Origin of the sequence: Opitutus sp. ER46 (genome assembly GCF_003054705.1) — a bacterium.
In the GTDB taxonomy this organism is placed as follows: domain Bacteria; phylum Verrucomicrobiota; class Verrucomicrobiia; order Opitutales; family Opitutaceae; genus ER46.
Genome location: NZ_QAYX01000021.1, coordinates 170,254 through 184,642, shown reverse-complemented (window position 1 = coordinate 184,642; position 14,389 = coordinate 170,254). Strand labels below are relative to the sequence as shown.

Annotated in this window: 11 protein-coding genes; 6 read left to right on the top strand and 5 right to left on the bottom strand. The window is 68.5% G+C overall.

What is annotated here, in order from left to right:
- Positions 1-36 precede the first annotated feature (36 nt).
- Positions 37-1,584, bottom strand: coding sequence for a PAS domain-containing sensor histidine kinase (locus tag DB354_RS09215; protein WP_107835222.1), 1,548 nt, complete (start codon positions 1,582-1,584; stop codon positions 37-39).
- A 563-nt stretch (positions 1,585-2,147) separates the two neighbouring features.
- Positions 2,148-3,359 carry a sugar efflux transporter gene (locus tag DB354_RS09210; protein ID WP_107835220.1) on the bottom strand — a complete coding sequence of 404 codons (1,212 nt, stop codon included), beginning with the start codon at positions 3,357-3,359 and terminating at the stop codon, positions 2,148-2,150.
- An 89-nt stretch (positions 3,360-3,448) separates the two neighbouring features.
- Between DB354_RS09210 and DB354_RS09205 the strand changes: the two genes are divergently transcribed.
- Positions 3,449-4,246 (top strand): TIM barrel protein, encoded by a 798-nt coding sequence (locus DB354_RS09205; protein WP_107835218.1) that lies wholly within the window; start codon positions 3,449-3,451, stop codon positions 4,244-4,246.
- Positions 4,247-4,467: 221 nt separating this feature from the next.
- Positions 4,468-5,439, top strand: a complete 972-nt coding sequence (locus tag DB354_RS09200) for a D-2-hydroxyacid dehydrogenase (protein WP_107835216.1) — start codon at positions 4,468-4,470, stop codon at positions 5,437-5,439.
- Between the two features lie 49 nt (positions 5,440-5,488).
- Here the strand turns inward: DB354_RS09200 and DB354_RS09195 are convergent, their stop codons facing one another.
- From DB354_RS09195 to DB354_RS09185, 3 genes are all read right to left on the bottom strand, one after another.
- Positions 5,489-6,196 (bottom strand): RDD family protein, encoded by a 708-nt coding sequence (locus tag DB354_RS09195; protein ID WP_107835214.1) that lies wholly within the window; start codon positions 6,194-6,196, stop codon positions 5,489-5,491.
- A gap of 68 nt (positions 6,197-6,264) precedes the next feature.
- The gene (locus DB354_RS09190; protein ID WP_107835212.1) at positions 6,265-6,576 is read right to left on the bottom strand and encodes a YhbY family RNA-binding protein; all 312 of its coding nucleotides are present in this window, start codon (positions 6,574-6,576) and stop codon (positions 6,265-6,267) included.
- 50 nt (positions 6,577-6,626) lie between these two features.
- Positions 6,627-7,331: a pseudouridine synthase gene (locus DB354_RS09185; protein WP_107835573.1), complete on the bottom strand. Its 705-nt coding sequence runs from the start codon at positions 7,329-7,331 to the stop codon at positions 6,627-6,629.
- 696 nt (positions 7,332-8,027) lie between these two features.
- On the opposite strand from DB354_RS09185, the gene DB354_RS09180 reads away from it, so the two are divergent.
- The 4 genes from DB354_RS09180 (at position 8,028) to DB354_RS09165 (ending at position 14,369) form a co-directional block, all read left to right on the top strand.
- On the top strand, positions 8,028-10,544 hold the full coding sequence (locus DB354_RS09180; RefSeq protein WP_107835210.1) for an ATP cone domain-containing protein: 2,517 nt from the start codon (positions 8,028-8,030) through the stop codon (positions 10,542-10,544).
- A 155-nt stretch (positions 10,545-10,699) separates the two neighbouring features.
- Positions 10,700-12,175: a sigma-70 family RNA polymerase sigma factor gene (locus tag DB354_RS09175; protein ID WP_107835208.1), complete on the top strand. Its 1,476-nt coding sequence runs from the start codon at positions 10,700-10,702 to the stop codon at positions 12,173-12,175.
- Positions 12,176-12,276: 101 nt separating this feature from the next.
- On the top strand, positions 12,277-13,032 hold the full coding sequence (locus tag DB354_RS09170; protein ID WP_107835206.1) for a DUF2059 domain-containing protein: 756 nt from the start codon (positions 12,277-12,279) through the stop codon (positions 13,030-13,032).
- A gap of 308 nt (positions 13,033-13,340) precedes the next feature.
- Positions 13,341-14,369 (top strand): SAM-dependent methyltransferase, encoded by a 1,029-nt coding sequence (locus DB354_RS09165; protein ID WP_107835204.1) that lies wholly within the window; start codon positions 13,341-13,343, stop codon positions 14,367-14,369.
- The last annotated feature ends 20 nt before the right edge of the window (positions 14,370-14,389 follow it).

Sequence of the window (14,389 nt, the reverse complement as noted above, 5' to 3'; positions counted from 1 at the left end):
GTTTTCAGCGCTTCAGCCCTTCAGCCTTCGCTTCATTCAGCCCTTTCTTTCCGCCGCCGGCAGCTCGATCCAGAAACGGCTGCCCTCGCCGAGGGCGGAGATCACCCCCACCCGGCCGCCCATCCGCTCGACGGCCTTGCGCACGATCGAGAGGCCGACGCCGGTGCCCTCGTAGCCCGGATTGAGGCGCTCGAGCATGCCCCAGACCTTCTCCTGATCCTTCGGGGCAATGCCGATGCCATTGTCCTCCACCCAGAGCCGCACCGTCTTGCCCGTGGATTCCGCCCGCACGCGGACGCGTGGTGCCACGCCCGGCGCCACGAACTTCACCGCGTTCACGAGGAGGTTGGAGACGGTCTGGAGCAGCGCCGGCCGGCTCGCGCGCACCTGCGGCATCGGCTCGAGCACGTCGATCTGCGCGCCCGCGCCGCGAAACGCCTGATGCGTCTCCAGCGCCTCCCGCACGAGTTCTGCCGTGTCGATATCCTCGAGCGTCAGCTCCGCGCGCGTGATGCGGCTGTACTCGAGCACGTCGCGGATCAGCGCGTCCATCCGCTGGGCCGCGCGGATCACCCGGTCGAGGTAGCCCCGCGCCGGCTCCGCGAGCGATTCGCCCAGCTCCTCCCGGAGCAGTTCGGCAAAGCCCTGGATCGAGCGCAGCGGCGCCCGCAGGTCGTGCGAGATGCTGTAGGAAAACGTGCCGAGCTCGTTCACGAGCTCCTGCAGTCGGGCCGTCCGCTCCGCCACCGCAGACTCGAGCCGCACCGCATGGCGCTGCAGTTCCTGCTGGGCCTCCAGCAGGCGCAGCTCGACCTGCTTCCGCTCGGTGATATCCAGCGACAGCCCGAGCAGCCGTAATGGCCGGCCGGTCACATCGAACTCCACGCGCCCGCGTTCCTGCACCCAGTGCGTCTGCCCATCGACGCCGATGAGGCGAAACTCCGACGTGTACGCGCCCTTGGGATCGCGCAGCGCGGCCTGGACGTTGCGCTCGAAGGCCTCCCGGTCGTCGGGGTGGACCATGTGGCGCACGGCCTCGAAGGTATCGGGCTCCACGTCGGTCGGCCGCAGCATCTTCTCGGCGTTATGGTAGCGGAAAACCTGGTTCGCGGGGATGTCCCAGGTGAACGCCACGATGTACGCCGCCTCCAGCGCGAGGCGCAGCGCGAGATCGGTCTGCTTCTGCGCGGAGATGTCAGTGTTGGTGCCCACCCAGTGGGTGACCGCGCCCGAGGCATCACGCACCGGCGTGCCGCGGGTCAGGAAGGGCCGGAACACGCCGTCCGCCCCCCGCAAGGGAAACTCCATCTCGAACGGCTCGCCGGTCGCGATGCTTTGCCGCCACCGGTCGAGGACGCCGGGGAGCGCCTTGGGATCGTGCACCCGCTGCCAGCCCCAGCCCTCGATCTGCTCCGGCGTGGTGCCCGTGTACTCATGCCACCGGCGGTTGCACCAGGTGATGAAGCCGTCGGCGCGCGCCATCCACGCCAGCTGGGGCAGGTTGTCGATGAACAGCCGCGCCTGGTCGTCGGGCAGCGGGCGCGAGACGTTCGCCGCGGGCAGTTCGGCCGGGGACGGGCTCATGAGGACAGATCCTCCGGGGCGTTTTCCGCGCGAGGGAGCAGGCGGGAGTCGGATCCGGAAATCATGACAGCGGGAAAGGTGGGCCGTCCGGCGGTGCCGCGGACGCAAGCAGGAATCAGCAACGGCTGCCGCGCCCCCCGCGCGAGTCAACGCCGATCAAGGCGGGGCTCCGCGCCCGTGCGTGACCCGACGGGCGCAGGGCATGGCCAGCCCAGCCCACACTGCGAGCCCTGAGCGTAATGCGCGCACCGCTGCCCGCCGTCGCGGCGCAGCGTGCTCCCGCCGCACCGCGCGCCCCCTTTGCCGGGAAGGTCCGAGATCATCCGACGCCTCGCACCGCATCGCCTCGGGTCGAACTTTCCGTCAACCGCCGGTCTACACCCGGCCCATTTCCCCCTCCCCACCCCAGACACTTTCCCCGTGCCAAGGACATCCGCCTTCCGGCTTCCGGCGTCCGGCCTCTGGCCTCCGACTTCCGACATCCGACATCTGACATCCGACATCCGGCGTCCGGCTTCCGGCTTCTGGCCTCTGGCTTCCGGCCTCTCGCCTCCGCTCTCCGCCTATGCGACCGTGCGGGCGCGGCCGCGGTACAGGAACATGATGACGGCCATGGCGCCGGCGAGAACGGCGGAACAAAGGAAGAGCCGCCGATGGCCGAGGGGTCCGACCAGGTTGCCGAAGGTGAAGAAGCCAACCAGGTTCCCGACGTTCGCCGCGTTGGCGTACACCGCCGTGGCCAGGCCCGGCTGGCCGGGCACGAGGTTCTGGAAGAACATGATCCCGACGTTGGAGATGATCGCAAACGACATGCCGTGCAGCGCTTGCACGATGAACACATGCCAGGGCGCCTGCACCTGGTTCAGCAGCACGAAGTAAAGCGCTGTCACCACGCCGCCGATACGCAGCAGCCGCAGCGAGTACCCGCGCCCCGCCAGCAGGCCGAACCAGAGCATCAGCGGAATCTCCACCGCCGGGCCCACGCCAAAGGCGATACCTACGTCGCGGCCCGTCGCCCCGAGATCCTGCGTCAGCATCAGCGGCAGGTTCATCGCGTTCATCGTGTGCGAGGCATACACGCACAGGAACGCCACGAACATCGCCGCGATCTCCCCGCGCGTGAGCACCCGCCACACGGGTTCGTGCACCGCCGCGCGCACATGGGCCGGGCGGCGTTCGTAGGGTACGAACCAGACCACGCCGACGAGGAAGACGAAGTACAGCAGCGCCGCGCCCAGGAACGAGCCCCGGAAGCCGTAGGTCACCATCATCCACGCGCCGATCGACGGGCCGGCCGTCCACGCGACGGAAAAGCCCACCCGGACAATGCTCATCAGGAAGCCGGGTCCGAGCCCCGGGATCTCGGCGTGATAGTAGCGCTCGCGCGTGAACGCGAAGAGCTGGGAGAAACAGAGCGCCGCGAACGCGAGCACCGAACATCCCACCGTCAGCAGGATCCACGGTTCCCGCACGAATGCGTACACTGAATAGCCGATCACCCCCCCGGTGCCGCCCAGGAGGAGCATTACCTTGCGCGGCACGTGGGTGTCCGACCACCGCGCGAGAAGCGTGATCACCAGGATCGCACTCAGGGAGGTAAGGGTCATGAACAGGCCGAAGTACGACGGCCGCATTCCCACCTCCTGCGTGCCCCAGAGCGACAGGAACGGGCCGACGAACGAGTAGCCGAGTCCCAGCGCGAACGCGGACGCCATCACCCCGGGAAACCCGGGTTGAGCGAAGATCACGCGCACGCGTCCAAGCCAGACGGACATAAGGTCCCAACACAGCAAACCCGCCCCGGCCGCGCAACCGGCAACTTGCGCCTTGGTCCCGCCGCGCTTTTCCCCCAAGCTCCCGTCCCATGGTCCGCGCGTTCTCCACCCTGGGATGCCCCGACGCCGATCTCCGCAATGCGGTGGCTCTGGCCGAGCGGTTTGGCCTGGACGCCATTGAACTGCGCGCGCTCGGCGAAACCATCAACCTCCCCGCCTATCTGGCATCCGAGTACGGATCGCCGGAGGCGTTCGCCGAAGCGGCCGGACAGTTCCGGATCAAGATCATCTCCCTCGACACCTCGCTGCACCTGGCGGAGGCGAAGGCGGCCGAGCGCGAGCAGTTCCTCGCGTTCCTGCCCTGGGCCGAGGCGGCCGGCGTCCGCTGGCTGCGGGTGTTCGACGGCGGGGCCAAGCTCTCCGAGCGGGGCGCCCTGGCGGCCGCCGCCGAGACCGTCGCCTGGTGGCGCGACGTCCGCGCCGCGAACGGCTACCAGGCCGACATCATGGTGGAGACGCACAACCGGTTCTTCAGCGTGCCGACCCTCCAGCGCTTCCTCGCCGTCGCCCCGGGCACGGCGCTCCTGTGGGACGCGCACAACACCTGGAAGATGGGCCACGAGGATCCCGTCACGACCTGGCGCGGCGTGCACCGGCATATCGTGCACGTGCACCTGAAGGACAGCATCTCGGTGCCGACCAAGACCCACCCGTACAAATTCGTGCTGCCCGGCACGGGCGAGTTTCCCATGGCGGCCGTCCGTGCCGCGATGCAGGCCGACGGCTTCGCCGGGACACAGAGCCTCGAGTGGGAAAAGCTCTGGCACCCCGACCTGCCGTCGCTCGAGACCGCGCTGCGCGCCGCCCAGGAACACCACTGGTGGTGACGCCGAGCCCCCAACTCGCACTTTCACTCGGAGGGACGTTCTCGGTCCCGGCACAGGGCGCACGGAGGCCGGAGGAGCACACGGAGGAAAACCGGCCGGGCTTCGCTCCGTGCCCCTCCTCCGACCTCCGTGACCTCCGTGTCCTGCCCGGAGGGATCGACAGGGCCATGCCACTCACTGGCTCGCTAACCTTCACTCTCACTTTCACTCTCCCTTTCCGCATGCCCCTCACGATCTGGTGCAACGCCAAGTTCTCCGACGCCGACACCCGCCTCCTCGTCGAGGGCACGCGCGGCCATCGTCTGGTCTTTTCCGACTTCGCCTCGGCGAACGTCCTCTCCGCCGGCCGGGCGGATCCGGCCCTGGAGGAGGCCGACGTCGCCCTTGGCCAGCCGGATCCCGCGCAGTGCGTCACGGCGCGGCGGCTGCGCTGGGTCGAGGTGACGACGGCGGGCTACACGCGGTACGACACGCCGGAGTTCAAGGAGGAGTTCCGGTCGCGCGGCCGCGCGTTCACGAACATGTCGGCGGTGTTTGCCGATTCGTGCGCGCAGCACGTGCTGGCGATGATGCTCGCACTGGGCCGGCGTCTGCTCGACTCGCACCGCGACCAGCTCACGGACCACGGCTGGCACTACGCGGAGCGGCGCTACCAGTCGCGCCGGCTCACCGGGCAGAACGTGCTGCTGCTCGGCTATGGGGCGATCGGCCGCCGGCTGGCGGAATTGCTGGCGCCCTTCCATCTCAACGTACAGGCCGTGCGTCGGCAGGTCCGCAGCGAGCGCGGCGTGCGCATCCTGCCCGAGGAGGCGGTGAGCACGGCGCTCAGCCAGGCGGACCACGTCGTGAACCTGCTCCCCGACAACGAGAGCACCCGCAACTACGTGAACGCGCGCCGGCTGGCGTGCTGCAAGCCCGGCGCCCGCTTCTACAACGTGGGCCGCGGCACCACCGTCGACCAGCGCGCGCTGGCCGAGGCGCTGCGTTCCGGCCGGATCGCGGAGGCGTACCTCGACGTGTTCGAGGTGGAGCCGCTGCCGCCGGAGGATCCGCTCTGGACCACGCCCAACTGCTACATCACGCCGCACACCGCCGGCGGACGGGCCGATCAGGACACGGCGATCGTCGAGCACTTCCTGCGCAACCTCGCCGCATTCAGCCGCGGCGAGCCCATGATCGACCGCGTCGTCTAGGCGGCGGAGCGAGACGGTTCTCCGCCCCGTCGGCGCCGCGTTTGGCCGGTTACGGAGCGACCTTCACCACCCGCGTGCCTGCCATCAAGTCGTGGATGCAGCGACGATCGGCCCGGAAAATGAAGCACACGTCGACCAGCGAGAACAGGAACCCCAGGCCAAGCAGCGGGATCATGCCGATGATGCCGGGGACGATCAGGCGCAGCAGGACAGCCGAGATGAACCCGGGATTGCCGCCGTCCACCACGCGCACGATGCGAATGCCGAGCGCCCATTTGCCGAGCGTCTGGCCCCGGGTGGTCAGCAGGTAAACCTGGATCACGAGCAGGATCAGCCCCCCCGCAAGCAGGAGCATCCAGCCTAGCAGCGTGCGGCCCGCGGTGAGATCGCCCACCTCTGTGCCGCCGCGCAGCAGGGCCATGATCACCGAGAACCCGATGAGCATAAAACCGGGCAGGCACACGGTGAACGCGATCACGTTATCGAGAAACCACGCCGCCAGGCGGGTCAGGCGTTCTGCCGGCTCGGCGTCCGTCGCCGCGTCCCCCTCCGTGTCCACGACGCTGGCTTCGATCGTTGGCGGTACGCCCTCCGGCGTGCCGAACTCGGCAAAATCACCCAGGCGACGCCACTCGTCGGTGCCGACCGCCTTGGCCTTGGTGTCCAGGTTCGCGCGACCGGCCGCCATCCAGGCCCGGATCTGCGCCACCGCCACGGGCCCGTATTCTCTGCCATCGCCGCCAATGATCGTGAACATGTGGCGCACGGAAGCATCGGCTCCAGCGAGCGTCAACGCTCCGGGGCAAACCGCCTGCCACCGATCCCTTACGCCTCGAACGAGTACTGCCGGTCGGCCGGGTTCGGGTTCTGCCGGAAGAACAGCGCCGTGTGGCCCACGGCGCCCACGCACTCGCAGGCGACTTCGGCCGCCAGCCGTTCGCACAAGGCCGCCCGCTCGTCGCGGTCCGCATTGACGAACCGCACCTTGACCAGCTCCTGCGCCCGCAGCAGCCGGTCGAGTTCGGCGTTCAGCGCTGGGGTAACGCCGTCGCGCCCAATCTTCAACGCGGCATCGAGCCGTTGCCCGCGGCCGCGCAGGAACGTGCGTTGTGCACCGGTAAGGGAGGATTCAGCCATGAAACCGGCGAGTGTGGGGCCGGGCGGGATGAAGGGAAGGCAGAAGGCAGCTACTCCGCCGCGCCAAACGTCGTGAGTGGCAGCTCGCGCCATTCACCCGCGGGAAGGTCGCCCAGCTCCAGGTGGCCGAACCGCCGGCGTTCGAGCGTCAGCACCGTCGCCCCGCACGCGGAGAACATCCGCCGCACCTGATGGTAACGTCCCTCGGTGAGCGTAACTTCCGCTTCCCGCGGCCCAAGCAGGCGCACCTCCGCCGGCGCGCAGGGCTTGTCCTCGCCCGTGAGCAGAAGCGTGCCGCTGGCGAAACGCGCCGGCAGGTCAGGAGCGAGGTCGGCGTCGACGGTGGCGCGGTAGAGCTTGGGCACCTTGTGCTTGGGCGAGGTCAGCCGATGGACCAGCTCGGTCTGGTCCGTCAGCAGCAGCAGCCCCGTCGTGTCCTTGTCGAGGCGACCGATGCTGGTGACCGCGGGATTGCGCCGCCGCCAGCGCGGCGGCAGCAGCCCGTACACACTCGGGCCCTCGCGCTCCTCGTGGGAGCAGACGACGCCCGCCGGCTTGTGCAGCAGCAGGAGCAGGCCGTCGGGATGGTCGAGCGGCTCGCCGTCGATGCGCACCTGCCCGGGTTCGACCTTGGCCGCCGCGTCGTCCGCCCGCGTACCGCCGACGGTCACGCGGCCTTCGTCCACAAGTCCGTGGACCTCCCTTCGGCTACCGTATCCCAGGCTGGCGAGAATCTGGTCGAGGCGTCGACGCATGCCCACCATGGCGCCAGGATCTGGTGGAATCCCAAGCCCAAAAACGGCTTCCCAAGCGGGTTGCGAGGCAGTTTTCGATCCCGTGCCAACGCGGCGCTTCGAGGTCGAAAAAAGTACGCCTCGCGACGGATTTTTTTGCTGCGCCGGCCGGGGGCATCCGGCACCTCATCGCCGCGGGTTGCGCATATCTTGCCGATACGGAAAATTCGGCGCAATTCGAGTGGCCCGGGGATGCCCCTCGGGCCTCACAGGAGGACGACCGCAGGCGTAAGCATGAATTTGCGTTATATTTTACACACCACAACGGGTTGTGGATTGACCACCGGCCCAACACTATCAGTAGTGGCGACCCGGCGGAACTGACCGAGACCTGACACTCCTGGGCAGGGCCCCGCCTGCTTTTCTCCGACCATGTTTTCCTGTCTGCATCACGCCTCTCTTTTCTCGCCGCTGGCGGACCCGTTTTTGGGCGCCACGACGGGGTCGGGGGAGCGTGGCTTGCATGGTCAAAAACCCCTGCCGTTCCGGGCCGCCCCGCCCCCGGCCTTTACCCCTCCGAATTCGACGCCGCGCATTGCATGACGGTCCTGTCGGATTCGGCGGGAAATTCGCCGACGCGTTCGCATGGTCGCGTCCCCTGATTTTCGCCGTTCCGTTCCCACTCGCTCCCACCACACACCCTCCCAATTCGATCTCATGAATTCTAGTTTTACGTCCTCCAGCTCCCCCCGGGCGTCCACCCGGCTCCACGGAGCCCAACTCCTGAACCGTGCCATTGCCGGCGATGCCCGGATGGTCGTGAAGCGCGACGGCTCCAAGGTCCGCTTCGACCTCAACAAGGTCACCCGCGCCATCGCCCTCGCCTTTCACGAAGTCCGCACGGACAACGCTCCGAACCCGTACCGCGACGACATCCTCGCGTGCTTTGGCCTCGACAGTGAGGCGTTCATTCAGGTGACGCGGATCGCCGCCGCAGTCTCGCAGATGCTCGAGCTGTACTACCGGGACGGCAAACACCCGACCATCGAGCAGGTGCAGGACGCGGCCGAAAAGGCCATCGCCGCCGCGGGCCACTGGGACGTTGCCCGCGCGTTCGTGCTCTACCGCGCCCGCCAGTCGGAGCGCCGCCTGGCCCACTACGCCGACAACGGCCTCGCCGACTACATCGCCATGGCGAAGTACGCCCGGTACCGCCCCGAGCTCGGTCGCCGCGAGATCTTTGCCGAGGGCGTGGAGCGCGTGCGCGACATGCATCTCACCCATTTCAAGGACAAGCTCAGCCGCCGGATGGGTGGCAGCCTGTCCCCCGAGGTGAACCTCCTCGCCGGCAGCCATGCGGAGCTGCTCGCCCAGATGCTGGGGGAGAAGACCCTCGATACGATCATCAACGAGGCGTTCGCCCAGGTCTCGGCCAAGAAGGTGCTTCCGAGCATGCGCTCGATGCAGTTCGGCGGCGAAGCGATTCTCAAGAACCACAGCCGGATGTTCAACTGCAGCTTCTCGAACGTCGACCGGCTCGATTTCTTCCGCGAGTACTTCTTCCTCCTCCTCAGCGGCTGCGGCGTCGGCTTCTCCGTCCAGAAGCACCACGTGGCGATGCTGCCTGCCCTCCCGGCCCGTTCCGCCGAGAACGATCTGCCGGTCTGGCACTACCACATCGAGGACACGATCGAAGGCTGGTCCAATGCCCTCGATGCGCTGTTCACCTCCTTCTACAGCGGCAAGAAGATCGAGTTCGACTACTCGTCCATCCGCCCCCGCGGCGCCTCGCTCAAAACCTCCGGCGGCAAGGCCCCCGGCCATCTCCCGCTGAAGAAGGCCCTCAACCGCGTCGAAGAGGTCCTCGACCACGCCGCCGGTCGCGCGCTGCGCCCGATCGAGGTGTACGACATTAACATGTTCATCGCCAAGGCGGTGCTCGCCGGCGGCATCCGCCGCTCGGCCACCATCTGCCTCTTCTCCCCCGATGATGAGGAGATGATGAACGCGAAGACCGGCAACTGGTTCGACAAGCACCCGCAGCGGTCCGCCTCGAACAACTCCGCCGTCCTCGCCCGCACCGACCGCAACGCCGAACACTTCCGCAAGCTCTTCAAGGCCCAGAAGGAATTCGGCGAGCCCGGCTTCTATTTCTGCGATCACCCCGACGCGGGCTGCAACCCCTGCGCCGAAATCGCCCTGCTCCCCGTCGTCAACTGGGACCTCTCCTCCGAGGAGCTGAGCAACCTCTACCGCTGGGGCTACAAGGGCGACCTGCCCGGCACCACCCGCCTTTCCGGCTTCCAGCACTGCAACCTGACCACGATCAACGGCCAGGCCGCCACCTCCGAGGCCGCCTTCATGCGCGCCTGCATCACCGCCACCGCGATCGGCACCATGCAGGCCGCCTACACCGACATGCCGTACCTGAGCCCGGTCACCCGGCTGCTCAACGAGCATGACGCCCTCCTCGGCGTTTCCATCTGCGGGTTCATGGACAACCCGTCGGTCCTCTTCGACCCGGAGATCCTCACCAAGGGCGCCAAGCTCTGCCGCGCCACCAACCTGATCATGGCCGAGCTCCTCGGCATCCGCCCCGCCGCCAAGATCACCACGACCAAGCCCGAGGGCACCGCCTCCCTCCTGCTCAACGCCGCCTCCGGCATCCACCCGCACCACTCGCGCGCCTACTTCCGCCGCGTGCAGGCCAACCGCAAGGAGCCGATCTACGCCTTCTTCAAGCAGGCCAACCCGCAGATGACCGAAGCCTCCGTGTACAACCCGGAGACCGACGACGTCATCACCTTCCCGACCGAGGCCCCCAAGGGCGCTATCCTCCGCAAGGACATCAACGCCGTGCAGTTCCTCGAGCTCGTGAAGCTGGTTCAGCAGTACTGGGTCATCCCGGGCGGCGACATGACGTCCCGCTCGCCCGACCTGCACCACAACGTGTCCAACACCTGCACCGTCCGCCCCGAGGAGTGGGAGGAAGTTGCCAACTTCATCTGGGCCAACCGCCGCTTCTTCACCGGCATCTCCCTGCTCCAGGACGCCGGTGACAAGGCCTACGCCCAGGCCCCCCGCGAAGAGGTCATGACCGAGGCCGATATCGGGAAGTGGAATTCGCTCCGCCCCGCCCGCGTCGACTACACGCAGATGCGCGAGGCGTCCGACGAGACCGAGCTCAAGGAAACCGTCGCCTGCGCCGGCGGCGCCTGCGAAATCATTCGCTAACGCCGACCCGCGACAGGTCGTCGCCCAACACGGAAGCCGCTCCTCCCCGGGAGCGGCTTCTGTTTTCCCCGCGGCGACACACGGCTCGCGTCCACCCCGCCCCTCCGATTTCCTGTCAGGTCGAGCCCGCCTCCGACCACTTATGGGGTGACGCCATGACCTCGACCCCGCTCTCTCCCACCCTCCCCGCCGATGCCGACCTCGTGGCGCAGAGCCTCGCCGGCGATCGCCAGGCGTTCGGCCAGATTGTGGGGCGTTACCAGTCGCTCGTCTGCGCCCTCGCCTACAGCGCCACCGGGAGCCGCGCCCACAGCGAGGATCTGGCCCAGGAAACGTTCGTCGCCGCGTGGCGCGGTCTCCGCGACCTCCAGGAACCCAGCCGCCTGCGACCCTGGCTTTGCGGCATCGCTCGCCGCACGATCGCCAACACGCTCCGCCGCCTCGGCCGGCAGCCCGCCCACGCCGCCGCCCCGCTCGATTCCGCCAGCGACGTGCCCGCCGACGACGCCCAGCCCACCAGCGAGGTTGTGAGCAACGAGGAGATGGCGCTGCTCTGGCGCGAGGTGGGCCGGCTCCCGGCCACCTACCGCGAACCGCTCATTCTCTTTTACCGCGAACATCGCTCCGTCGAAGCCGTCGCCGCGGCACTCGACCTTACCCCCGAGGCCACCATGCAGCGGCTCACGCGCGGCCGCCGCCTGCTGCACGAGCGCATGCTCGCGTTCATCGAGTCCACACTCGAGCGCACCAACCCGGGGCCCCAGTTCACGCTCCAGGTCGAGCACGCGCTTCCGCTCCTCATCGGCACCGGTCCGGCCATCAGCACGGCCACCACAGTCGCGCACGGCGGCGGCGCCGCCAAGGGCGGCTTCCTGGGCACGCTCCTCACCTGGGCCGCCCCGCTCATCGGCCTCTTCGCCGCCATCGGCATCTCCTGGACGATTCTCGTCCAAGCCCCCACGCCGCGCGAACGGCGCTTCCTCGGGCGCTGGCTGCTGCTGCTTTGGCTAGCGACGCTGGGCTTCGTCCTCGCCCTCCCGGCCGCCGGCCGCCTCGCCTTCCGCGCCGGGCTCCACGAGCGCCAGGACTGGCTCGCCACCGCCCCCGTCGTCGCTGTCTGGTTCGGCATCGCGATGATCGACATCGCCATCGTCACCTTCCTCATCCGGGGCAAGGCCACCCTGCGCCGTGAACTCGCCGCCGCAGGTAGTCCCTCCGCCCCGAGAGTTCCGCCGTCGCCAGGCAGCGAATTGATCCTGACGGCCGCCGTCCTCATCGCCCTCTTCTGGACCCCCATCTTCGTCGCCTGGAGAACCGGCGACCACGCCGTGGCCTGGGCTGTCGTCGGACTCATGCTAGGGCTTCTCGGCTGGGCCGCCTGGTGGGGTCGCCGCCACCCCGCACCGGCGGATGGCGACCGGCTGGGAGGCTGGTTCATCGTGATCTGCGCCCTGCTCTTCCTCGGCCTGATCAACTGGCGGCTCAACGTGTGGCTCGCGCCCGTCTACCGGGTCGATCTCGCCACCATGAACCGGCTGTTGCCGCCCATGCTGCTGCACGGGCTTTCCGCCATCGCCATCGCCTGGGCTGCCGTGCTGGTACGCCTCACGCGCCCGCGCGCCAAGGCGTAGTCCCCACCATCGCTCTCCCCGCGCCTGTCTCCGCCTCTGCGGGCCTGGGCCACTGCCTGTCCACCTCCCGGCGCTCCACGCCTCCTTTTCCCCCTAACCTCATGATCACATCCCTCCGCCTCGCCCTCACCACCTTGCTCGCGCTCCTCGCCACCGCCACCTACGCCGCCGAGACCACTCTCCTGCCTGAACTCCGCGGCATTCTCGCCACCGGCAAAGCCCACCGCTTCGCCCTCGTCACCCCCGGCGGCGACCAGTCCCGCTGGTGCAGCCTCGGCGACACCTTTGCCGGCTGGAAACTCGAGGAGTTCCGCGCCGGCACCGACTCCCTCGTGCTGAGCCAATCCAGCCAGCGCGCCATCGTCGCCCTGCGCACTGCCACGACCGCCGAGGGCGAGACGGCCTCCGCCACCGCCAAGGCCACGGTCGCCGAAGCCGACGCCCTCCTCGGCCAGATGCAGTTCGACGCCATGTGGGATGCCATCGTCGTCGAGCAAAAGAAGGGCATGGTCACCGCACTCCGCCAGCAGACCGCCGCGGACTTCAAGCGCGCCGGCCTGCGTCCCGAGGAAATCGATACGCTGCTTGGGCGGATGGGCGACCTGCTCGTCGCCGACCTGCAATCCGACGCCATGCGCCAGGACTTCGCGCGGATCTACGCCGAGGTTTACACCAAGGACGAACTCGCCGGCGTGGCCGCCTTCCACGCCACCGCCGCCGGCGAGGCATGGAACCGCAAACAGCCCGAAGTGCAGCAGCGACTCATGCAGGTCCTCATGCCGCGCGTCATGCAGGGCATGCCCGCCGCCCAAAAACTCGCCACCGACTACGTCCGGGAACGAGCGAGCGCCAAGTGAGGCGCAAGACTTCGTGGTTAACCACCGCCTGGGATTGACGGTTTACCGGATGAGCCGATCACCGGTCGAAAAAGCCGCGAACGACGCGAACTCACGCGAAAGGCTCGGATCCGGCCACTGAGACCCAACGACGGCCCCCACGTCGCCCACCGCAGGTTTTCGCGTCCCCTTCGCGCCTTTCGCGGTTGCCCACTTTGAAAGCCGCACGTATCGCCCCTTTCACTCTCACTCTCACTTTCACTCCGAGGGCTCTCAGGCCCTCGGTTTTTCAGCTCGCCGCTTCCGCGCTGTGCGCCACGTTCGCGGACGTGTTGCTCACCTGCCAGGCCGGTTTTGAAGCGCTGCTCGCCCGCGAGTTGACGGAGCTCCATGGCCGCACCGTGACCGAGAACGGCCCGGGCTGGATCCGGCTCGCCGAACCCGCCGGCGCTCCGACCGCGATCGACGCGCCACTGCTGCCTTCGCTCGCATTCGCCCACCTCAGTCTGGTCTCCCCCGTCGAGTTTCGCGGCGAGTCCGTCAACGCGCTCGCCAGCCAGATCTCCGGCCACTTTCTCGAAACCCTCCGCGGCGAACGCATCGAGGCCGCGTGGCCCAGCGTGTGGTTCGGCCCGCACGAGCTCGTCGGGCTCGGTCGCCGCATCAGCGCCGTCGAATCCACCTTCATTGAGCAACTGAAGAAACGCCTCGCCCGCGTGGCCAAGCTCGCCAGTCCCGATCTGCCCCGGCGGGTCGGCCCCGTCCGCGGACTCTTCGTCCATTTTGTCGATTTCGGCCGCGTCTTCGTGGCCCGCGCCGCCTACGTACACGGCCCGCGCCGCATGGCCGACGACCCGCTCGCGCCGTCGCGCTCCTACCTCAAGGTCGAGGAGGCGTACGTCGTCCTCGGTCGCGAGCCCACCACCGGCGAGTCCGTCTGCGACCTCGGCGCCGCTCCCGGCGGCTGGAGCTACAGCGCCGCCAAGCGCGGCGCGCGCGTCGTCGCCGTCGACAACGGCCCGCTCAAGGGCGGCGCCCTCGACCACCCGCTGATCGAGCATCGCCGCGAGGACGCGTTTCATTTCGCGCCGCCCGCCGGCCAGCCCTTCGACTGGCTGTTCTGCGACCTGGTCGAGGACCCCCACCATGTCCGGCAGAACATCCTGCAACCCTGGCTCGCCCGCGGCTGGTGCCGGCAATTCGTCGTCAACCTGAAGTTCGGTCGCGTCGATCCCATCGGCCTGCTCCGCGAACTCCGCGCCGCCCAGGCCGACACCGGGCTGCGCATCCACCACCTGTATCACGACCGCGAGGAGTTCACGCTCGTCGGCCAGGCTCCCGCCCCCGGACCGCGCTGAGCGCGCCCGCCGCCCCCTTT